This window comes from Mesorhizobium sp. M0048 (assembly GCF_040323405.1).
In the GTDB taxonomy this organism is placed as follows: domain Bacteria; phylum Pseudomonadota; class Alphaproteobacteria; order Rhizobiales; family Rhizobiaceae; genus Mesorhizobium.
This window is the reverse complement of the sequence record NZ_JAMYUV010000008.1, coordinates 63,735-85,569: the sequence shown is the minus strand read 5'-3', so window position 1 is coordinate 85,569 and position 21,835 is coordinate 63,735. Positions and strand designations below refer to the sequence as shown.

The following is a 21,835-nucleotide window of genomic DNA, read 5'->3' as shown; positions in this document are numbered from 1 at the left end:
GGAAGGCTGGCGCAGTTATTTCACCGCGCCCGCCGTCATGCCCATGATCAGGTAACGCTCGAGCGCGATGCCGATAACGGCGAGCGGTGTGATGGCCGCGGTGGCGAGCGCTGCCATCGACCACCAGTTGATGCCTTGTGAGCCGGTCTGGCTCGCCACCATGACAGGGATGGTTTTGGCGTCGGTCGAGGTCAGAAGCGCGGCGAAGAAATACTCGTTCCAGCACAGCACCATTGCAAGGATGAAGGCCGCGACCATGCCCGGCAGCGCGATCGGCATGACGATGCGCAAGAAAGCGCCCCAGATCGACAGGCCGTCGACGAGTGCTGCCTCCTCCAGTTCTACGGGAATGGAATTGAACTGGTCGCGCATGATCCAGATGACGATCGGCAGCACCATCAGCGTATAGAGCAGGATCAGCCCGATGCGTGTGTCGAGCAGGCCGACTTCCCGGTAGAGCACGAGAAAGGGCAAGGCCAGTACCACCGGCGGCAGGATCAGCTGCGACAGGAAGAAGAAGGAGATGTCCTCGTTCCTGAACCAGGCGAACTTGTAACGATAGCGGGTCAGCCCGTAAGCGGCGAGGCTGCCAATGACGATCGCCAGGCTCGAGGCGCCGACCGAAGTGATGACCGAATTCATGAAGCGCTTGATAAATTCGTCGCGAACCGTCGACGTCCGAAGGATCGAGTCCGGAGAGAGGCCGAGTGACCGCCAGCCTTTCCAGTCGGGCTGGAAGTCGACGAACGGAATCAGATGGCCCTGGGTGACGTCCACCGCGGTCTTGAACGAAGTGGTTATCGTCCAATAGATCGGGAACAGACAGATGAAGGCCCAGAAGATGAGCGCGCCGTAGATGAAGACGCGGTTGGCGACGAAGCTCGCCGGCGAACGAATTTCGGAAGCGGCATAGTCCGTGGTCTGAACGCTCATCTTGCCGGCCCGATCAGTTGACGTTGCGCACGAAGCGGCTGGCGAATTTCAGCAGCCAGGTCACGAACACGATGATGATGATCAAATAGGCCATCGCCAGCATCGTGCCGTAGCCGACATTCGATCGATCGCGATATTCGCGGTAGATGAAGCTCGACACTGAATCGGTCGCGCCGCCCGGGCCGCCAGAGGTGACGGTGATGATGATATCGGCGAGCTTCAGCTTGAAGATGATGCGCAGGATGACTGCCGTCACCGAGACCGGCAGCATCAGCGGGAAGGTGACCTGCCAGAAGGTCTGCCATGGGTTGGCGCCATCGACACGCGCCGCCTCGAGCACTTCGCGCGACATCGCCTGCAGGCCGGCGAGCAGCATGATCATCATGAACGGGATGAAGGTCCAGGCGTCGAGCACCATGATCGAGATGCGGGCGGTGATCGGGTTGGAGAAGAAGGCCGGGTTTTCCCAGCCGAGATGCCGCGCCAGCGTGGCGGCCGGCCCGAAGCGGTATTCCATCAACGACTTGCCGATCATCCACGACACCGCCACCGGCGACAGCATCAGCGGCAGCAGGAAGACGACGCGGAAGAATTTTCGCGCCCGGATCTGCGCGTTGAGCAGCAGCGCCAGGCCGAAGGCGATCACATATTCGACCAACACCGCCAGCACGTAGAGCACCATGTTGAACAGCGCGTTGCGATAATAGGCATCGTTCAGCATCTGCCAGAAATTGTCGAGCCCGTTGAACTTCCGGCCGCTGAAAGAACTGAGGTTCCAATCGGTCAGCGCGATGTAGAAGCCGAACAGGGTCGGGAAGATCACCATGGCAATGGTGAACAGCAGCGCCGGCAGCAGGAACAGCGCGCGCTGGCCGTCCTCGCCGCGCGTCAGCACCTGGCCGATGCCGAGTGCGACACCCCACAGCACATAGGCGTAGACCACCGGCCGCCAGCTCTCGAAGCCGATAGCGTCGACATCGCTCTTGTAAAGGATCTGCAGCGCGATCACCGCCAGAAGGCCGAGCGTTGCAGCAGCCATCAGCGCCCAGCCAAGCCGTTTGCGGCTCCGTGGGATCAGGTCGGATGGCACGGCGCCTGCCGGCCATTCACTTGTCGACAAAGTCTGGTCAGCCAGGGTCCGGTCAGCCACGCGTCTTGCCCGTTCACAGGAGGCTCGATGACCGGCCGAGCTGGTCGAGGCCAAGTCGGTCAAGCGGAGGTCCGGCGGCTTTGCGCTGCCGGACCAAGTTTCACGATCTCAGCCTACATGCCGAGCGAGGCCTTGTAGAGCTTGATCTGGTTGTCGCGGCCAATCTGGTCGGTGATCTTCTCCCAAGCGGCTGCGATGGCGTCGGCGCCTTCCTGCGCCTTCATCTTGCCGGCAAAGGTGTTGGCCAAAATGTCCTCGGCGGCGCTGTAGTACTGGAAGATGCCGGGGATACGCGGCTCGATCGCCGCGTTCGGATGGTTGTAGCTCTCGGCTTCCGACTTGAGATATGAGCTTATGAACGCTTCGTCGTAGCCCGCCGCCACCCATTCCGGAATGTTGAAATGCGAGTTGCGGTAGGGCTGGAAACCCGACGGATAGGCCGCGCACCAGAGCGACAGGTCCTTGCCGCCGAGATGAGCGGCGGCGGACCAGGCGGCCTTCTTCTTCTTTTCGTCGCTGTCGACGCGCGCCATGACGTAGACGCCCCAGCCGAGATAGGCGCAGTTCGGCGCATGGTTCGGGCCGCTGGCGAGCTTGTCCCACTGGCCGGTCTTGGAGTTGTAGACATCGTCCGAGCCCGGCAGGATCGAGAAGCCGGTGACGTCCCCTACGACCGACGAGTCGTTGGTTTTGACGTTCGAGCCAGCGTCTCCCCACCAAACCAGCATCGACCCGGTGCCGCCGAGGAATTGAGAGAAACAGGTCTGGTTCGGGTCGGCATTGATCTGATCTTGCGGTTCGGAAGGCAATGCATCGATCACGTCCTGGATCGCGCGGACCCAGGCCGGGTTGTTGACGCGCGGTTTCATGGTGTCCGGATCGAATAGCCAAGCTTTGTCGTCGGGATGTTTGGCGTAAGCGCTGGCGCGGCTGCCGAGGAAGTAGAAGCCGAAACCGCCCCAGGGCTTGGGCGCATCGAGATAGCCATAGACGTCCTGGCCGTTCACCTGCTTGCCCTTGAGGAACTTGGTCACCGCCTGCACTTGCTGCCAGGTCTTCGGCACGCCCCATTCGCCTTCACCGCCCCCATCCTTCCACGCCTTGGCGAGATCGGCATCGGCGAACACATCGGTGCGGTAGTTGAAGTTATGCGCGTCGCCGTCGACGGTCACACGATACTGCTTGCCGTTCCATGTGCCGACGGGAGGTTTCAGATAGGCCACCAGGTCGTCCATGTCGATCTGCGTCCTGACCCAGTCGGGCATCTCCGAAGTCAGGCCCTTGCCGCAGACGTCGCCTTCGAACGGTGCGCCCATTTCGACAATGTCGAAGTCGATAGTGTTGGTAGCGATCGCCTGCTGCAGACGCGGATTGTAGTCAGCCTGCGCCAGGTCGATCCAGTTGATCTTGGCGCCGGTATAGGTCTCCCACGGCTTCAGGAAGCCGCGAAACAGCACATTGTGCAGGTTCTGGTTGTTGAGGCCCATGAAGGTGAGTTCAACGCCGGCGAATTCGCCTTCCTTGACATTGGCCTTGGTGGCTCCCAGGCAAAGCTCGCCGACCTGCTGGAAATCGGCATCGGTCGGCTGACCCTTGCCGACGCCCGGAATCTGCAGGATCTGCGCACGCAGGTCATCGGCGGCCGCGGCCGGGCGCGTCAGGGCGCCAAGCCCGGCGCCAGACGCCGCGGCGAGGGCGGCCATGCTGGCCGCTCCCTTCAGCACGTCGCGGCGGGTGGCCCCGGCGCGGACAAATTGGTTATAAAGGCTGACTTTCATCTCGTTCCTCCCAGAAGGTCAATCGTGAATTTGGTTCAGATGATGGAGCGCCGATTATGTTCCCCAACGACAGCGACTCCCGTAAATAGCGGCCCGAATTCTCCCTCCCGCGACGCTTGGCATTCAGTCCCGGACAAGCGTACCGGTGCGCCCGGAACAGGGTCATAAGCCGGACACTGTCACTATTCGCACAACGAAGTGCGGTGTCAACGTGAATGGGTTTTTTATCTATAAGAGACCGACTTGCCCTCGCCGTTTGCGTTGTTTAGCTTCACGGCAACCAAAGGGGGAATGATGGCTCAAGTCGCGATCCGCAATGTGGCCAAGGCGTTCGGAACCGTCAAGGTTCTGCACGATGTCAGCGTCGACATCGCCGACGGGCAGTTCGTGGTGCTGGTCGGGCCTTCCGGTTGCGGCAAGTCCACATTGCTGAGGATGGTAGCGGGGCTGGAAACGGTCTCCGGCGGCACCATCGCCATCGGCGAGCGCGTCGTCAACCATTTGCCGCCGGCCAAGCGCGACATTGCCATGGTGTTCCAGAACTACGCGCTCTATCCGCACAAGACGGTCGAGCAGAACATGGCCTTCGCTCTCAAGCTGCGCAAAACCGACCCGGCGGTGGTCACTGAGCGGGTCAAGCGGGCCGCCGACATCCTCGACCTCAATCCCTACCTCAAGCGCTATCCGCGCCAGCTCTCGGGCGGCCAGCGCCAGCGCGTCGCCATGGGCCGCGCCATCGTGCGCAACCCGCAGGTGTTCCTGTTCGACGAGCCGCTCTCCAATCTCGATGCCAAGCTGCGTGTCCAGATGCGCACGGAGATAAAGGAACTGCACCAACGACTGAAGACCACCACCATCTACGTCACCCACGACCAGATCGAGGCCATGACCATGGCCGACAAGATCGTGGTGATGCGCGACGGTCGCATCGAGCAGGTCGGCGCGCCGCTGGAATTGTTCGACCGGCCGGCCAACCTGTTTGTCGCCGGCTTCATCGGCTCGCCCTCGATGAACCTGCTCAAGGGCGTCGTGCGCAAGGGCGACAAGCCCGTCGTCGAGATCGCCGGGACGCCGTTCCCGATTGCTGCCAAGAGTGCCGTGGAAGATGGCCGCAATGTCGTCTACGGCGTGCGGCCCGAGCACCTCGAAATCCATCCAGATGGTGTTTCGGCGAAGATTTCGGTGGTCGAGCCGACCGGTTCCGAGACGTTGGTGTTCCTGCGCTTCGGCGAGGGCGAGATGGTGGCGCTGTTCCGTGAGCGCCACGACTTCAAGCCGGGCGACACACTGCAGCTGAAACCGCGGCTCGACCAGGTGCATCTCTTCGACGCAGAGACCGGCAAGCGTCTTTGATTTCGCCCCAGCAAACTTCGCGAGGAATACCATGCTCAAAGGAATCAATCCCCTGCTCAATGCCGATGTGCTGCAGGCGCTGCGGGCGATGGGCCACGGCGACGATCTGATTATCGCCGACACCAATTTCCCGTCCGATTCGGTGGCGCGCCAGACCGTGCTTGGCCGGCTGCTGCGCATCGATGCGTCGGCGGCCGACGTGGTCAAGGCGGTGCTTTCGCTCTATCCGCTGGACACCTTCGTCGACGACGCGGCCGCGCGCATGGAGATCGTCGGCAAGCCGGACGACATTCCCGCCGTGCAGCAGGAAGTGCAAAAAGAGATCGATGCCGCCGAGGGCAAGGCCTGGCCGATGATCTCGGTCGAGCGCTACGCCTTCTACGAACGCGCCAAGAAGGCCTATTGCGTCATCCAGACCGGCGAGCGCCGCTTCTATGGCTGTTTTGCCTTCCGCAAGGGCGTCGTGCCACCGGATGCGGAGTAGGGGCATGCCGGCGAAACCGATCGTCATGAAGCCGGTTGTCATATTGGGCGTCTTCGTCGCCGACACGGCCTACCGCGCCGCCCGCCAGCCGCGGATGGGCGAGACGATCCTGGGCACGTCCTTCACGCTCGGCCCCGGCGGCAAGGGCTCGAACCAGGCGGTGGCAGCCGGCCGGCTCGGTGCCGATGTCACCTTCCTGACCCGCCTCGGGGCTGACCCCTTTGCCGATATGGCGAGACAGACCTGGTCGCAGGCCGGAGTGAAGAGCGCCGTCATCGACACGCCGGAAAGCTACACCGGTGCCGCCTATATCTTCATCGAGGAGACGAGCGGCAACAACGCGATCATCGTCAGCCCCGGTGCGGCGATGCTGATCACGCCCGCCGATATCGAGGCAAATGCCGGCCTGATCCGCGCGGCCGGCGTCTTCGTCACCCAGCTTGAGCAGCCGATCGAGGCGGCGATGCGGGCGCTGGAGATCGCGCGCGGGGCAGGGGTGACCACCATTCTCAACCCGGCGCCGGCGGCCAAGCTTCCGGACCGCATCTATACACTTTGCGACTATGTGACGCCGAACGAGACTGAGGCCGAGGAACTGACCGGCATCAAGGTGTCCTCCATCGACGATGCCCGCCGTGCCGCCGACAGCCTGCTTGAGAAGGGCGTGGGCGCTGTCGTCGTGACGCTCGGCGAAAAGGGCGCGCTGCTGCACACGGCCGACCGTTCCGAGCATGTCGCAGCGGTCGCCGCCGGCCCGGTCATCGAGACCACCGGGGCGGGCGACGCCTTCAATGGCGGCCTGGCCGCCGCGCTGTCGAGCGGGATCGAACCCCTGCAGGCGGTGCGCTTCGCCTGCGCCGTCGCCGGCATCTCGGTCACGCGCCCGGGCACCGCGCCGTCCATGCCGACGCTGCAGGAAGTCGAGGCACTGCTCGCCAAGGGGTGAAGCCCGGCGCTGCGGGATGAGACTGTGAGCGGGAGCGAATGGGTTAGACCCGGCTCTGTCCGAGAAGCTATTGTCTTCTGGCTTGACCACAAACAGGCGGGCAGGTCGATGGATGAGGATCAATGCCAGAATTCGAAAGGAATGGACCTGGACTGGGTCACGAAAGAAGATGATTTTTGACAAATCAACGTCGACATTTCTCCGACATCAAGGGCACGTGGCCCTAAGGAGAAATGGCGCGAGTGACGGGGCTCGAACCCGCGACCTCCGGCGTGACAGGCCGGCACTCTAACCAACTGAGCTACACCCGCGCATGGACGAGCACGTGTCAGCCGTGTTCGTCGTTGGGGCGGTGGATAAGGGGTAAGCCACCGGGTGTCAAGCGGACCCGGACAGCATAACAGCAAACAGGAGAAGGTTTTTTGACAAGCCGAACTTTGTTGCCGAAACCGACTCCCGGCCAAGCCACTCGCCGTTCATTTGGCCTTGCGAAGCCGGTCCTAACTGCTTAAAGGTCCGGCCCGGAGCGGGCGATTAGCTCAGTTGGTAGAGCGCTTCGTTTACACCGAAGATGTCGGCGGTTCGAGCCCGTCATCGCCCACCACTTTCCATCGACGTGTTCATTCAGGCATTGTCTTTTTGCAATGTCCGGTTCACACGCCTGCACCGTCGGAGAATCGTCCAACTGGCGGTTGGTAGACGCAACTATCTGGCATCTTATCATTTCTCCTTGATCGCCCCGCCGCATCGGAAAGAGGCGGCGGGCTTCTTCGTTGCCAGGCACTGGTCTTCGCGATAATGTCGGCATGGTTTGGAGGTCGGAGCGTGAAAGAATTCCCTCGGAAGCCCGACAATAACCAAGTAGCACGTGCTCGTCAGGCCACTGAACACGGAACCGCGCTGATTGAAGAGCTTCGCTACACGATCGCCCTATCGCGTCGGCTGATCGAGGCGTCACATTCACTGCTGAAGACGTCGCAGAGCCAGGGCAGGCCTCTCGAGAGTGATGGTATCGAGATTGGCTAACAGGCACGTGGTCGGTCGACGGTAAGGTCCCGCCGCAGTGCACATGGACCCTTCGATACTGAGTTGTCCCGGCAAACAAACCAGCAATCGACGCAACTGGCGGTTTCGTGATTGTTGCGGTATCTCCGCTCCCAAACGCTTCGCGGTCCGGGGTGAGCGCATAGACAGTAGGACTTTGGTCTGATCGAACTGTCTTTCCCGTGGGACCTAAGTCTGATCTGCTGGCTCCCTGGGTGGCAAACGATTGCCGAAAGTTAAAGCTTACAGTAATTTAAGGGAGCACAAAAGAAAGCTAAAATCTTACTGCACATGGGCATGGGTGGGCGCGAAAATATTCCTGGATGGCTTGCGAGTCATCTTCCGGATGATGCGGTGATCGCAGGAGATCTCGCCGATAAGATATCTAAGGAGGCCGAAGGAAACCGGCTTCCGGGCGAACGGGTTGTGGAGACAACCCGTAGCGCAGAAGACACCTTCAAGAAGGAAAAAGGCGAACCGTATCGCCGCGCCACGATTGCGGGAATCTTGGCCAGCGGCTCATTCCTCGCGCTGTTGGTGTTAGCGATCTATCTGCTTTATGTGTTCTCGATCGTGGCCGGGGAAACGGTCGCGAATGTTCCCCTGCCGCCCACAGTGAACTAGTAGCCGCTCCGCCAACACTCGAATTAGCCCCGCACTGTGTTGATGCTGGTAACTTTCGTGTCTGCGGTGGACCACCCGAGGAAGGTTTCGTTCCCGCGGCAAAGGTGTTCACACGGGGCAACTGGCTGCTGCAGAACGGCAGCATTGTACTTCCATCGGCCTCCCGGTTCTTTGCAACTTGGGCGATTGGCTTGTCGCAGATCAGCCTGCACTCGCCGGAGCGTGAGCAATCAGTTTCGCCACATAAACACAACGCTTCGATGAATCAGCGTCCTGCACCACCTCAAATCCAATCGCCTTATAGAACTTCAGCGCACCATCGTTCTCCGGCATGACTTCGAGGTGAATGCCGGTCGAGCCGCTCGCGGCAAGGCGCTGCTCGAGGAAGGCCATCGCGCGCCTGCCGATGCCTTTCCCGCGCGCTTGCGGCAACAGGTCGATATGGCCATGCGACGGGTAGGCCGCCAGCGCAGGCGAAACAGCGAAATCGGGATGATGGACCCGGTGCCGCGCCCAATCGCTGCCACGCCAGCGTGAGCTGTCGGGTCCCGGGGCTGCAACGCGCCGCTGCAGCTCCGGGTACCAGTCTGATGCCAGGCTGGCATTGAAAGCGGCTGTTTCGGCTGCGCCAAGCAGATAGCCGGCCGCACCTGTCGGGCTATCGATAATAAAGGCCAGATCGGGTTCGAGGGCCTGGTAGGGAATGGTGTAGAGCAGGCCGAGCAGGTCCGGGTCGTCCTCTCGGCAGCTGGCCTCCTTGCCGGCATCGCCGGTCTTGAGACAGATCATCGCAAGTGCCGGATGATCGGCGGCGGTCGCCCGGCGCAGGAAGAAACCGCCGCCGAAATCGAGGATCATGGCGGCAGCAGCCGGAAATCCTTGCCCTCAGGCAAAAGCTGCCCGCCGTCGACGATGATGGTCGTGCCGGTGATGTAGTCGGCGTCATCTGAGGCTAGGAACAGGAAGGCATTGGCCACATCGCGTGGGCTGCCGAGACGGCCGAGCGGGATGGCGTCTTCCATGTTCTTGATGAAGGCCGTACCGCGATGCTGCTCTATGCCTTCGGTGAGGATGTTGCCGGGCTCGACGCCGTTCACGGTGATGCCGTACGTCGAGAATTCGAGAGCCGCCGAACGGATGAGGCCGTTGATACCGGCCTTGGTCGCCGAATAGTGGCCATGACCGGGGCTGGTGACGTGCGGGCCGGTGATGGAGGAGGTGAACAGCATGCGGCCAAAATGCTGTGCCTTCATCGGCACCAGCGCCGCGCGTGCGGCGATGAAGCTGCCACGCAAGTTCACCGCCATGACCCGATCCCAATCGTCGGGACTCGTGTTTTCCAGCAATTGCCAAGGATAGATTCCGGCATTCTGCACCATGATGTCGAGCCGGCCGTGACGGTCGAGCGCCAGTGCAACAGCAGCCTCGGCATCGGCCATCTGCGAGATGTCGGTGCGAATGAAGGCGGCGCCAAGCTCGTCCGCAGTCGCTTGCCCGGCCTCAACCTCGGTATCGGCCAGGACCAGCTTCGCGCCCTCCTCGGCAAAGCGCTGTGCGATCGCCTTGCCGATCCCGCGTGCGCTTCCGACGATCAGCGCGACCTTATCTTCCAGACGGCCGGTCATGCCAGCCTCTGGCGAATGGTCTGCTTGAATGCGTCGAGCAGCACGGCGGCGAGCACCAGAAGGCCGTGGATCACCTGGGTGAAGTTGGCCGGCAGGCCCATCAAATTGATCGCCGTGTTGATGGCCGAGAGCAGCAGCACGCCGGCATAGACGCCGGGCAAGGTGCCGACGCCGCCCTTCAGGCTGACGCCGCCGATGACGACCGCGGCGAAGGCATTGAACAACAGGCCGACGCCGAGATTGGCGGTTGCACCGGAGGTGCGGATTGCCAGCAGCCAGCCAGCAAGACCGGCAATGGCGCCGGCGAGAACGAAGGCTATGACCAGGTTGCGGTTGACGCGGATGCCGGCGCGAAAGGTCGCCGTCTCGTTGCCGCCGATCATGACCAGGTGCCGGCCGAAGGGCGTCTTGGCCATGATCAGCGAGAAGACGATGAAACAGGCGATGGCGATCCAGGCGGTCAGCGGCAGGCCGCCCAGGCGCTGGATGGCGAACCAGCGGATTGCCGGCGCAAGGTCCTGTGCCGAGCGGCCGCCGGAAATGACCAGCACCAGGCCGCGCACCCAGATGTAGGAGGCCAGCGTGATGATGAAGGCACTCATCTTCACCTTGACCACCAGGTAGCCGTTGATGACGCCGATGAGGCCGCCGACGGCAAGGGCGATGAGCAGCGAAACCGGAACCATCAGCCATTGCGGCTGCAACTGGATGCCAAGGCCGATGCCCGACGAGCAGAACAGAATGCCGACCGCCATGGCGCTGAGCGCCGCCACCGATTCGACAGACAGGTCCATATGGCCGGCGATGATGACCAGCGCCAAGCCGATCGACATGACGCCGAGCACGCTCGACGCCTCGATGATGTTGGCGAAGATGCCGAGCTGAAAATAGTTCGGGATAAGGATGGAAAAGACCACCAGCACGAAGACCAGCATGAACCAGACGAGATTGTCGAGGATGAACTCGAGGGTTTGGCGCGTGCGGGGGTTCATCTCAGGATCCGGTTGGCGCCGACCCCGAAAAACCACCCGGTTTTCGGACTATCAGGCGCGGTTGCAAATTGCTGCAGCATTCCCGTGCGCGTCCGTTCGAACGCACCGTGGCTGCAGGGCTGGGCTCCGGGCCGGCATGGCCCGGAGCTTCTGGTGAGTTCGCTATTCGACCGGCTTTATGGTTTCGGTCGGCGGCTTCATGTTGCCCCAGAAGGCCGGGTTATCGACGTTTTCCTTGGTGATCGCAGCGCCGGGGATCTTGATGTTCGGCCCCCACGCTTCCTTGGTCAGGGTCGATTTCAGGCCAAGCACATCATATTCGCCTGGCTTGATCTCCTGCTTGCTGACCACCTTGTCCATGAACATCGCGACCGCCGCAGCCTGAGCGTAGAGCGGCTGCTCGACTTCGACATTGAGCCAGCCCTTGCGGATCAGGTCGAGGCCGACCGGAGCGCCGTTCGAGCTCATCAGCATGACGTCGCCCGGTTTCTTGCCGGCGGCCTCGAGCGAGGCGACGGCGGCGACCGAAAGATGCGCGGCGTGGCTGAAGATCAGGTCGATGTCGGGGTTGGCGAGCATCTGGTCGGCAACGATGGTGCCCGCGTTACTGGCCTCCCATTGCATGGCCGGCAGCGAGATGATCTTGACGTCCGGGAACGCCTTCATCTTCTCCTCGAAACCCTTCTGAATGTCGAGCGTGTAGGGGTCGCCCGGATCGCCGAGCACCTGCAGGATCTTGCCCTTCACCGAGCCGTTCTTCGCGGTCAGGAGCTTTTGCGCCTGATCGGCAGCGACGTAGCCGATCTCGACGGTTCCGGCCACCGAGGTGAAGTCGGACGGGGTCGAGGTTATCTGGCGGTCGAACTCGACGACCGGGATGCCGGCGGCACGGGCCGCCTCGACCGACGGCTTCAGCGCATTGAAATCGACGGCGGCAAGGATGATCGCCGCCGGCTTCAGCGCGATGACGTCGTTCATCTGCGATTGCTGCGCGTCGGTCTTGTTGTCGGCGTTCAGCGTCTTCATCTCGTAACCGACCTGCTTCAGGAACAGTTCCAGCGCGCTCACCGAGCCGGTCTGGAACTCATCGAGCAATGTCGGCACCATGTAGTAGACGGTGCCCTTCGACTGAGCGAATGCCGGCGTGAGCGTGGCAAAGGCCAGTGCCAGGATACCGAAGACGGAAAGAAGTATTTTCTTCATGTCGTTCGCTCCTCTTGCGCCGGACCCCTCATTTGTCCCTCAGTTCGCCGGTCCGGCACCGGCGAGCGTCTCTCCGGTGATCATGTTGATCACCGCGTCGGGACTTGTTTTGTTGCGTGCGACGTCGCCAGCCACGACACCTTGCCGGATCACCACGATCCGGTCGGCGACCTGGAAGGCCTGTTGCATGATATGGGTGATGATGACGACGCCGATGCCCTGGCTCGCCACCTGGCGGATCATGTCGAGGCCGCGCCGCGTCTGCTCGACGCCGAGCGCCGCGAACGGCTCGTCGAGAAGCACCAGCTTGCCGCCAAAATGCACGAACCGATTGAGCTCGATGGCCTGCCGCTGGCCGCCGGAAAGATGCTCGACATTGGTGCGAAGCGAGGGAATGCGGGTGCCGGCGCTGGCCAGTGCCCTTTGTACCACCTGCTCCATCGCGCGCTCGTCGAGTACCGGAATGCCGAGAACCTTCCTGGTGATCTCGCGGCCCATGAAGAAATTGGCGACCACGTCGACGTTGGTGCAAAGCGACAGGTCCTGGTAGACCGTCTCGATCCCAGCGGCTTTGGCCTCGGCGGGAGATTTGGCCAGGAATTCCTTGCCTTCGAACAGCATGCGGCCGGAGGTCGGCTCGAGGCCGCCGGCAATGATCTTGACCAGCGTCGATTTGCCGGCGCCGTTGTCGCCCAGAAGCGCCACCACTTCGCCCTTGCCGATCGAAAAGCTGATGCCTTTCAGCGCTTCGATGGCGCCGTAATTCTTGGCGACGTTGTCGAGCACCAGCAGCGGTTCACTCATGCCGCGATCCCCTTGTTATGCAAGAGATCCCGACCGCGTTCGCGTTCGGCGGTGAAGATCTGGCCGAAGCGCGGCGAAAGCACCCCCGAAACGGCAAGTGCGGCGGCGCCGCGCAACACCGCATGCTGGCCGCCGCGTGCGACGCTGACGCGGGGCGTCGTGCGATCGCTTCGCGCCGAGACCGAATTGGGCAGGTGCGCGGCCGCGCCGGCAAGCCTTTCGAGCAGGTCGGTGGACGCCAGCCCGCCGAGGATGATGGTTTCGGGGTCGAACAGGTTTTCGATGATGGTGACGGCGTTGCGGAATATCGGCGCAATCTCGCTCACCCACTCGGCGTCGGCGATTTTGCGGCGCCGCAGCGCCTCGAGCGAGAGATACCGTTCGAGGCAGCCGCGATTGCCGCACGGGCACGGCTCGCCGCCCGGCACAGCAGGAATGTGGCCGATCTCGCCGGCATTTCCCCAGGCGCCGCGCAATGCGGCCCCATCATGCACCATGACGCCGCCGAGGCCGACACCGAAATAGAGATAGTAATATTCGGAATATGCCGTCCCGAGGCCGTAGAGGCGCTCGCCGATAGCCGCCGCCGCCATGTCGGTTTCGAAAAAGGCCGGCAGCCCGGTTGAGGCGGCCAGCCGCTCGCGCAGCGCCACATCCTTCCAGCCGGTCATGGTGGTCGGCCCCACAAAGCTCATGGACTCCACGCCGAACGGTCCGGGCAGCGCCATGCCGATGCCGAGAACGCGGCCACCGGGCCGCAATGCCGTCAATTCGAGCACCATGGCGCCGATCAGGTCGAAAGCGTGGTCGGGCGTTGCATTTGGGGCTTCGCGGTAGGTGCTCTCGATAACATCGCCGCTTAGGTTGATCAGGGCGGCATTGATGCCCAGCGGGGTGACGTGGATGCCGACGGCATAGCCGCCTTCCGGATTGATGCGCAGCGTCGCCGGTGGCAGGCCGCGCCCCTTGGGCTCTTCGCGCAGCGACAACACGTAACCGTGCTCTTCCAGCTCGCGAACGATGGTCGACACCGTCTGCACGGTGAGCCCGACGCGTCTTGCAATGTCGCCGCGGGCAATCGGTCCGTGAAGGCGGATGGATTCGAGCACGATGCGCCGATTATACGGCCGCCCGAACTCCTGATTGGTTCCCCGCAGTGCCATGCCTTGCGCCCTCGAGAGAGGTCAGACTGGCACCGAAGATTTATTCAGTCAAATGGAATTCAAAAATAAAATTGACACCCCGTGCGGAGCGAACCTGGCGTCATGCCGAGCCCGAAGGGAGCAGCCCGGCTCCCTAGAGGTACCGCTCGACCTTCTTGCCGATGGCCAGAAACCGTAGCGGATCGATTGCCTCGCCGTTGTGGCGGACCTCGTAATGCAGATGCGGGCCGGTTGAGCGGCCGCTGTTGCCGGTCTTGCCGATGATGTCTCCGGCATCGAGCTTCTGTCCGACGGCGACGTCGATTTCGCTGAGATGCCCGTAACGCGTCACAAAACCGTTGCCGTGGTCGACCTCAATCATGCGGCCGTAGCCGCCGTTCCAGCCGGCCTTGACGACCACGCCGGCTGCCGTGACCTTGGCCGGCATACCGACCGGCGCCCTGAAATCCATGCCGGAATGCAAGGCGGCCGTGCCGAGGATGGGATCGGTGCGCACGCCGAACGGGCTGGTGACGCTATGGCCGGGCGCGGGGTTGGCGAGCGGCAGCCGCCGCGCTTCCTTTTTAAGATGGTCCAGCGCGTCAAGAGCCTCGTCCAACTCCTTGACCTTGCTGTCGAAGACCAACGAGCTGTCGAGTGGTATCAGCGGGCCACCGACGTCGCTCTTTTCGAATTCGCTATCGACGAGCAGGCCGGCGGCCTCAAGCGCCTGCGAGATCGCGTCGGCGCTTTTGTAGGCATTGTCGGCAAGTGTGGCGATGCGGGTGAGCTGCTGGCTCTCGATGGCCTTCAGCGAGTTGTTGATCGAAACGAAGAGCTTGTCCGCCCGGTCGGCCGCGCTTTCGCTCGGCAGCGGATCGGCGCGGGTCGACCACAGTGAGAACGGCCTGGTGTCGTCAACGCCCACAGGAGCGGCAAGGGGGGCGGCAAGGCTGGCGACGGAATAGCCCATCGGCTGGATGCTGCCGGTCGCGTCGGCATGTTCGTCCGGCTTTGCCGTCGGCACGGGCGGCGTTGCGACCTCGTTTTCGGCTCGTTCGAGGATCGGCCCGAGGCGGCCGTGACGCAGGCTGAGCTGGCTCTGCCGTTCCAGCAGCTCGCTGACCTTGGTTTCCATCAGCTGCTGATCGAGTAGCTGGCGGCTGGTGATGCGATCGACCTGGCTGCGCAGTGCCGAGATGCGGTCTTCGTAGGCCTGCTGCATGCGCGCCTGCCGCGCCGTCGTGGCGCCGATCAGATCGTCGCGCAGCACCAGATAAGAGGTCGCCAGCAGGTAGCCAATGACGATCGCCGCTAGCGCCGAGCCGCAAAATGCCGCAAGCCACGGGTGTATGGTGAAATGCCTTATCTGGTCGCCCCGGGCGATGATGACCGTGTGGGGCTCTTTGCGTCTGCCGAAGACCGCTGACTGACTGGCTACGTTCACGGGACCAAGCTTTCGTTACGACACCAACGACGAGCCTGATTACACATTATTAGGGTTAACAAAGTTTTGCCGGATCGAACGACAGGCAAAGGTCTTCGCGCAAAACGGGTATCGCATTGCGGCGGCCTGGCGCAGCTCTCAAAGAGCGCGAATCGCGTTCAGCACCTCTTCGGCGTGCCCCTTGACGCGGACGTTGCGCCAGATCCTGGCGATGCGTCCGTCGCGGCCGATCAGGAACGTCGCCCGCTCGACGCCCATATAGGTGCGGCCGTAGAGCTTCTTTTCCACCCACAAATGGTAAGCCTCGATCACTTTGCGCTCTTCGTCGGCGACAAGATCGACGCTCAGATCGTACTTCGCCTTGAATTTGTCGTGTTTCTTGGCGCTGTCCGGCGAGAGCCCGATGACGACAGCGCCGGCCTTTTCGAACTCTGGCTTCAACTGCGAAAAGCCGATCGCCTCGTTGGTGCAGCTTGTGGTGTCGTCCTGTGGGTAGAAATAGAGTACGATGGGTTTTCCCAGCAATGCGGCGAGGCTGAGTGAACCGCCGCCGTCGCGCGGAAGATCGAATTGCGGCGCAACATCGCCCACGTCGAGGTCAGCCATACCGATGCCCTTGTTTGAAGTTACGCGCCAGGCTGCACCGATATAATGTCGAGCGAGGATTCGTCCACGATCGAATTCGTCTCAACGGAAGATTGCGTGGATCAGGAGCTACCGCAGCACGAGAAGATCAGGTTCAGGCGTGACGAGATCACCGACCTGGGAACCTTTCCGTCCGCGTGCCGCGTCCCGCCGCTCGGCCAGGCGTCGATCGGTCGCGGCGTCCGTTTGATGGCGCGGCTGTTTGCCGGCCTCGTCGCCCTTGTGCTGCTGGCTGCCGCCGGCGTCTACGCGATCGGCGTATCCGGCTTCGGCTCGGAGCGGCTTCGCGCGGAAGCCGAAACGGCAATCGAGAAATTGGCCGGCTTCGATGTCGACGTTGCCGTCGGACCGGCCCGGCTGACGCTTGACGGGTCGAGCTTCATTGCGCTGCAGGTCAGCGACGTCAGCCTCAAGACCGCCGACGGAACACCGATGGCCGACGCCGGCCGGGTCCGCTTTGGCATCCGGCTGATCCCGTTGCTTTCGGGCGAGGTGCGGCTGACCAGCGCCCGGATTTCCGACGCGCACATCGTCATGGCGGCAATGCCGTCCGGCGGTGACTGGACGGCGGAGCTGCGCAACCAGGACGGCCTCATCGATCCGGAAAAACTTTCCGCCGCCGTCTTCGCCAACCTCAACCGGGCGCTCGATGCGGTGCGCGAGGATTCGATGCGCCAGATCGATCTGCGCAACGTCGAGCTGGTACTGCCCGAGACCGGATCTGTCGAGTCGGTCACCATCGCCGACGCCTCAGTCTCGCAATCGGGACCGGGAAGCATGGAGTTTTCATCCGACGCGGATGTCGACGGCAGGGCGCTCACCATCGCCGCTTCCGCCACCCGCGATCCGGCGACGCGACGCATCACCATGCTGGACGCCAGCATCCAGACGGCGGACGCCGACGCTGCGGCAGCAGGTGGCAAATTGGGCGCGATCGCCTTGAAGCTGGCGGGGTCGGAAGGGACCGGCGACAACGGTTCGCGGCTGACCGCTGCCCTGTCGCTGACCGGATCGGTGCTCGATCTCGGTTCGCGCGGCCTGCTTCCGGCCGATATCGATCTCGATGCGACGCTCGTCGCCGGGTCGAACAAGATCCAGGTCGACAGTTTGCTGCTGAAAACCGGCCGCTCGACCTTCGATTTCGCCGGTTCGATCGGGCCGAAGCCGGCTACCGGCACAGCCGGCGAGGAGCCATCCTATCGTTACGACCTCACCAGCGACGGTTCGACCCTGGCGCCTTCGGATTCGCCGGAGCCGGCGCTCAGCTTCATCGCCCGTATTGCCGGCCTCTACCAGCCGACGAGCCAAAAGCTGATCGCCGAGCAGATCGGCGTCCGGTCCGGACCCGGCAGCGAAGTGCTGGGCACGGCTTCGGTTTCATACGTCGCCAACCAGGCGCCGGGCATATCGGTGGCGCTCAATGTCCACGACATGCCGGTCTCGCACGTCAAGCAATTATGGCCGTGGTTTTCGGCGCGCAATGCCAGGCTGTGGGTGCTTAAGAACCTGTTCGGCGGCCGCGTCGCCAATGGCAGCCTGCAATTCCAGGTCGTGCCCGGACGGCTCGGCAACGGCGTGCCGCTTTCCGCCGATGAAGTGTTCGGCCGCTTCCAGGTCGAAGGATCGCGCTTCGACACGGCCGGCCGCATTCCGCCGATCCGCGATGCCGTCGGCGTCGTCGGCTTCCACGGCAACGACGTCGACGTCGCGCTGTCGTCGGGTAGCGTCTATATGCCGAGCGGCCGCACCGTGGCGGCAAGCAACGGCACGCTTACCGTCAAGGCGGCGAACCATCCGCCGGTGATCGGCGCGCTCGACATCGATGTCGCCGGCGAGGCGCCGGCAATCGCCGAACTGGCATCGTTTGATCCGATCAACGCTATGCGCCATGTCGGCCTGCTGCCGGACGACCTGTCCGGCACGGTGACCGGCCACGTCAAGGCTGATATTCCGCTGCAGTCCGGTGTCGACTCGTCCAAACTCGATTGGCTGGTGGCGCTCGACTACAAGGACCTGTCGCTTGCCAAGCCGTTCGAGGGCCAGACGGTCAGCCATGCCGACGGCTCGATCACGGTCGCGCCCGACCGGGCGGTGATCTCGGCCAAGGCACTGCTCAACGGGATTCCGGCCGAGCTCGACCTGATTGAGCCGCTGAGGGATGGCGGTCCGCCGCGCAGTCGTAAAGTAGCGCTGGTGCTCGACGACAAGACGCGCGCCAGCGCCATGCCTGGCCTGTCGACACTGCTTTCCGGAACCATCAAGGTGGCAATCGACAAGAGCGGCGCCGGCTACCAGAACGTGTCGGCCGACCTGACCAATGCCAGGCTGGACATTCCCTGGGCCGGCTGGAGCAAGGGCCCCGGCATTCCCGCCAAGGTCGTCTTCGCCATGGCGAAGACCGGCGACACCACGACGCTGTCCAATTTCGAACTCGACGGCAAGACCTTCTCCATCGACGGCAGCGCCGTGCTGATTAACGGCGCCTTGTCCTCGGCCCGGTTCAGCAAGGTCACGTTGAACAGGGGCGACGACGTCGCCGTCTCGGTGAAGCGGTCGGGCAAGGCCTATGCGGTCGAGGTCAGCGGCAGCGCGTTGGACGCACGCTCGCTGATCAAGCAATTCACGTCCGATGTCGATACCGCGACGAAGACCACCGGCGTCGATGCGATCTCGGTCAGCGCCGACGTCAGCTCCCTGACCGGCTTCCACGACGAGGTGCTGTCGAATCTGAAGCTCGACTACAGCGCCGCCGGCTCCAGAGTGAACGGGCTCAAGGTGAGCGCCACCGCAAGTTCGGGAGCCGCGATCACCGTCAGCAACACGACCGGCGGCGGCCTGCGAACGCTCAACATGAAGTCGGCCGACGCCGGCGCCATACTGCGCTTCCTCAACATCTACGAGCATATGGAAGGCGGCTCGATCACGTTGGCGCTCACCGGGGCCGGCGACGGGCCGATGAAGGGCCAGGTCGACGCCAGGAATTTCGTTGTCGTCAACGAGCCGAAGCTCGCCTCGATCGTGTCGACGACGCCGGCCGGCGACAGCCGCAGCCTCAACGAGGCGGTCAAGGGCAATCTCGACACGTCGAGGGTGAAATTCGAGCGCGGCTTCAGCGAGATCGACAAGGGCAGTGGCTATCTGAAGCTGCGCAACGGCGTGCTGCGCGGCCCGCGCATCGGCACCACCTTCCAGGGCACGCTCTACGACCAGAACAACAACATGGACATGACCGGCACGTTCATGCCGGCCTACGGCGTAAACCGCATCTTCGGCGAACTGCCGGTGATAGGCGCGCTGCTCGGCAACGGCCGCGACCGCGGCCTGATCGGCGTCACCTACAGGCTCAAGGGCAACGCCAACAAGCCCAACCTGGAGGTCAATCCGCTATCGGTGATAGCGCCCGGGATCTTCAGGTCGATCTTCGAGTATCGGTGAGGTCAAAACCCAATTACCTCGAGCGACCGAGTTTTGATCTCAAGCGGCCGCTCGTCCGCCCGCGAATTCACGCCCATGATCCAAAGGCGACTGACGTCAGCCCGGGTTTAAATGGCCGCTTCCCGCCGCAATCTCGGCCATTGAGGTGACCGTTACCATTGCCTGACAGCAGACATTGTTGTGACCATGATGGAGGTCGCGCGGTTGCGCCATTTCTGGACATTCGGAACTAGCCATAAAGCAGACGTCGGTGCGAGTTCAGGATCAGTCCTCGCCAGCGTGCCTTCGAGGAACGGCATTCATGATGGCCTCCGCCAGTTCTTCGAGGACGGAGGTATCGCCGTTCGATGCGGCAAATAGCCTGAACTCCGCTTCTGGTAACTCTGGCAGACCGTAGCTTTCGGGTACCCTGACAAGGCCGTTTCTCAGCTGACTGGCGATCATCGGCGCTACAGCAAAGCCTGAGATGGCAGCCGCCCTCAGGCTGGAGTTGCTTGCGCAGATCATCACCGTGCGCTGGCTGATCCCGGCCTTGGCAAGCCGTTCAAGAGCAACTTCCCTGTAGGGGCAAGGTTCCGGCAACACCGCCAACGGCAGCGGGTCCGGAAGATTCACGCCGGTACGATCCCCCCATGCCCAGACAAGAGGCTCGCGCCACAGGAGGCGCCCCATCTCCTCACCCTCACATTGTGATCCGAGCACCAGTTCGATGTTGCCCTCCTTCATCTTCGAGAGGAGCGCACTCGGAATCCCGACTTGCACCTCGACCTGCAATCCGGGGCGATCAGCGCCGAATGCCTGCAAGGCGCGAAGGATGGGGACCTGTGCGAAGTCTTCCGAGAGGCCGACGCGAACCCTGCCGTGAAAGGGTGCCTGCGCCAGATCGGCCAAAGCATCCCGGTTAAGGGCGAGCATCGCCCGGGCATAGGCGAGCAGGCGCTCGCCATCGGGTGTCATCTCCAGCGAGCGCGTCGTCCTGTTGAGTAAGGGCTTTCCGACCTGCTCCTCGAGACGGCGCAGGTGCCCACTGACGGCCGACTGCGTAAGGTTTAGTCGCGCTCCTGCCCGACTGAAGCCGCCTTCGTCGAACACGGCGACGAACGTCCTGAGCAGGACCAATTCCAACATATATTCTGATCCATGATTAATATCGTCGATAATCTCAATTTCTATATCGAATTGAAATATGACGCAATGTGGTTCGTCACAATGAGCAAGGGTGATCCATGACCAAGCTACTGCATATCGTTTCCTCGCCCCGCAAAGAGCGTTCCGCCTCGCGTGAGGTCGCCGACGCCTTTGTTCAAAGCTATCGTGCTCGACGACCCGACTTGGAGATTTCAACGCTCGACCTATGGGATGTCGACCTCCCAGAATTCGGTGTGGACGCGATGTTGGCCAAATATGCGGGGCTCAGCGGCGCGCCGCTTACCCCTTCTCAACAGCAGGCATGGGCCACATTGCAAGAGTTGGCGCAACAACTGCACTGGGCGGATATTGTCCTGCTGTCGACGCCTCTGTGGAATTTCAGCATTCCCTACAAGCTCAAGCACTTCATCGACCTGGTATCGCAGAAGGACATCCTTTTCTCGTTCGATCCTGAACACGGGTTCGGAGGACTGCTCCGGGATAAGATCGCAGTGGTAGTCTACGCGCGAGGTCTCGACTATGCAGCGCAATCTATCACTCCGGCGCAGCGCTTCGATTTTCAAAAACCTTATGTACAAGCGTGGTTGCGCTTCATCGGTATCGAAGATGTCCGCAGTCTAATCATCCAGAAGACCCTCTTTGGACCCGATATTGATCATGCGGCTCGCCAGGATGCGCGAGAGGCCGCGTCACGGCTGGCGGAAGACCTCCTGTCACGCACAACAGAGGCGATTGCATGATTATGAAGCGCTTGCTGCGGACAAGCGCGTTGATAACCCGTTCTGACCCCAGCTTGCACGTGCATCCCCGTCCACCCGGCGTAACAACTTTGGAGAACGGACGTCCGCAACGTCGCCTAAGCCGGGGCAGGCGCACCGATTCTACCTACGTCCGCTTTCAGGCAATGGATCAGTCTCGGCAAGGACCGTTTTGGATCAGATCAGGAGGCTGCTCGCGCGGAACTTAATGTCAGCTTGTATAGATCTCGCTTCTACGAGCAGGCGGTCCGCTTCCGGCCCCGAACAAGACGTTCATCGAAGCGCCGCAGAACGTCCGCAATTTGCGCTACCTGCTCCTTCCG

18 protein-coding genes and 2 tRNA genes are annotated in these 21,835 nt (G+C 62.4%); 7 read left to right on the top strand and 13 right to left on the bottom strand.

Going from position 1 to position 21,835, the window contains the following annotated elements:
• Positions 1-15 precede the first annotated feature (15 nt).
• From NKJ84_RS10990 to NKJ84_RS10980, 3 genes are all read right to left on the bottom strand, one after another.
• A complete protein-coding gene (locus tag NKJ84_RS10990) occupies positions 16-933 on the bottom strand; it encodes a carbohydrate ABC transporter permease (RefSeq protein ID WP_352506464.1) in 918 nt (305 codons plus the stop codon).
• A 13-nt stretch (positions 934-946) separates the two neighbouring features.
• Positions 947-2,068, bottom strand: coding sequence for a carbohydrate ABC transporter permease (locus NKJ84_RS10985; RefSeq protein WP_352506569.1), 1,122 nt, complete (start codon positions 2,066-2,068; stop codon positions 947-949).
• A gap of 128 nt (positions 2,069-2,196) precedes the next feature.
• Positions 2,197-3,861 carry an ABC transporter substrate-binding protein gene (locus tag NKJ84_RS10980; RefSeq protein WP_352506463.1) on the bottom strand — a complete coding sequence of 555 codons (1,665 nt, stop codon included), beginning with the start codon at positions 3,859-3,861 and terminating at the stop codon, positions 2,197-2,199.
• A gap of 294 nt (positions 3,862-4,155) precedes the next feature.
• Between NKJ84_RS10980 and NKJ84_RS10975 the strand changes: the two genes are divergently transcribed.
• The 3 genes from NKJ84_RS10975 to rbsK are packed head-to-tail and all read left to right on the top strand — an operon-like array spanning position 4,156 to position 6,644.
• Positions 4,156-5,214 carry an ABC transporter ATP-binding protein gene (locus NKJ84_RS10975; RefSeq protein ID WP_352506462.1) on the top strand — a complete coding sequence of 353 codons (1,059 nt, stop codon included), beginning with the start codon at positions 4,156-4,158 and terminating at the stop codon, positions 5,212-5,214.
• 31 nt (positions 5,215-5,245) lie between these two features.
• Positions 5,246-5,698: an RbsD/FucU family protein gene (locus NKJ84_RS10970; protein WP_023674665.1), complete on the top strand. Its 453-nt coding sequence runs from the start codon at positions 5,246-5,248 to the stop codon at positions 5,696-5,698.
• Between the two features lie 4 nt (positions 5,699-5,702).
• Complete coding sequence (gene rbsK / locus NKJ84_RS10965; protein ID WP_352506461.1) at positions 5,703-6,644, top strand: ribokinase; 942 nt, start codon at positions 5,703-5,705, stop codon at positions 6,642-6,644.
• A gap of 234 nt (positions 6,645-6,878) precedes the next feature.
• On the opposite strand, the gene NKJ84_RS10960 is transcribed toward rbsK, so the two are convergent.
• A tRNA-Asp gene (locus NKJ84_RS10960) sits at positions 6,879-6,955 on the bottom strand.
• Positions 6,956-7,172: 217 nt separating this feature from the next.
• Here NKJ84_RS10960 and NKJ84_RS10955 point away from each other — a divergent pair.
• Together NKJ84_RS10955 and NKJ84_RS10950 are read left to right on the top strand one after the other, a co-directional pair.
• A tRNA-Val gene (locus tag NKJ84_RS10955) sits at positions 7,173-7,248 on the top strand.
• A 737-nt stretch (positions 7,249-7,985) separates the two neighbouring features.
• Positions 7,986-8,312, top strand: coding sequence for a hypothetical protein (locus NKJ84_RS10950; RefSeq protein ID WP_254817609.1), 327 nt, complete (start codon positions 7,986-7,988; stop codon positions 8,310-8,312).
• 201 nt (positions 8,313-8,513) lie between these two features.
• On the opposite strand, the gene NKJ84_RS10945 is transcribed toward NKJ84_RS10950, so the two are convergent.
• The 8 genes from NKJ84_RS10945 to NKJ84_RS10910 form a co-directional block, all read right to left on the bottom strand.
• Positions 8,514-9,170, bottom strand: a complete 657-nt coding sequence (locus NKJ84_RS10945) for a GNAT family N-acetyltransferase (RefSeq protein ID WP_352506460.1) — start codon at positions 9,168-9,170, stop codon at positions 8,514-8,516.
• Complete coding sequence (locus NKJ84_RS10940) at positions 9,167-9,937, bottom strand: SDR family NAD(P)-dependent oxidoreductase (RefSeq protein WP_352506459.1); 771 nt, start codon at positions 9,935-9,937, stop codon at positions 9,167-9,169. The genes NKJ84_RS10945 and NKJ84_RS10940 overlap by 4 nt, the downstream gene beginning before the upstream one ends.
• Positions 9,934-10,929: an ABC transporter permease gene (locus NKJ84_RS10935; protein ID WP_254817612.1), complete on the bottom strand. Its 996-nt coding sequence runs from the start codon at positions 10,927-10,929 to the stop codon at positions 9,934-9,936. The genes NKJ84_RS10940 and NKJ84_RS10935 overlap by 4 nt, the downstream gene beginning before the upstream one ends.
• A 162-nt stretch (positions 10,930-11,091) precedes the next feature.
• Positions 11,092-12,132: a sugar ABC transporter substrate-binding protein gene (locus NKJ84_RS10930; protein WP_352506458.1), complete on the bottom strand. Its 1,041-nt coding sequence runs from the start codon at positions 12,130-12,132 to the stop codon at positions 11,092-11,094.
• Positions 12,133-12,171: 39 nt separating this feature from the next.
• Complete coding sequence (locus tag NKJ84_RS10925) at positions 12,172-12,936, bottom strand: ATP-binding cassette domain-containing protein (protein ID WP_254817614.1); 765 nt, start codon at positions 12,934-12,936, stop codon at positions 12,172-12,174.
• Entirely contained in the window at positions 12,933-14,099 is a 1,167-nt protein-coding gene (locus tag NKJ84_RS10920) for an ROK family transcriptional regulator (protein ID WP_352506457.1), read from the bottom strand. The genes NKJ84_RS10925 and NKJ84_RS10920 overlap by 4 nt, the downstream gene beginning before the upstream one ends.
• Positions 14,100-14,232: 133 nt before the next feature.
• Positions 14,233-15,525, bottom strand: a complete 1,293-nt coding sequence (locus NKJ84_RS10915; RefSeq protein ID WP_352506456.1) for a M23 family metallopeptidase — start codon at positions 15,523-15,525, stop codon at positions 14,233-14,235.
• Positions 15,526-15,663: 138 nt separating this feature from the next.
• Positions 15,664-16,131 carry a peroxiredoxin gene (locus NKJ84_RS10910; protein ID WP_352506455.1) on the bottom strand — a complete coding sequence of 156 codons (468 nt, stop codon included), beginning with the start codon at positions 16,129-16,131 and terminating at the stop codon, positions 15,664-15,666.
• A 96-nt stretch (positions 16,132-16,227) separates the two neighbouring features.
• Here NKJ84_RS10910 and NKJ84_RS10905 point away from each other — a divergent pair, with 96 nt between their 5' ends.
• Positions 16,228-19,605, top strand: coding sequence for an AsmA-like C-terminal region-containing protein (locus NKJ84_RS10905; protein WP_352506454.1), 3,378 nt, complete (start codon positions 16,228-16,230; stop codon positions 19,603-19,605).
• A 264-nt stretch (positions 19,606-19,869) separates the two neighbouring features.
• Here NKJ84_RS10905 and NKJ84_RS10900 read toward each other — a convergent pair whose 3' ends face one another.
• Positions 19,870-20,733 carry a LysR family transcriptional regulator gene (locus NKJ84_RS10900; protein WP_352506453.1) on the bottom strand — a complete coding sequence of 288 codons (864 nt, stop codon included), beginning with the start codon at positions 20,731-20,733 and terminating at the stop codon, positions 19,870-19,872.
• A gap of 98 nt (positions 20,734-20,831) precedes the next feature.
• Here NKJ84_RS10900 and NKJ84_RS10895 point away from each other — a divergent pair, with 98 nt between their 5' ends.
• A complete protein-coding gene (locus tag NKJ84_RS10895) occupies positions 20,832-21,494 on the top strand; it encodes an FMN-dependent NADH-azoreductase (protein WP_352506452.1) in 663 nt (220 codons plus the stop codon).
• Positions 21,495-21,835 lie beyond the last annotated feature (341 nt).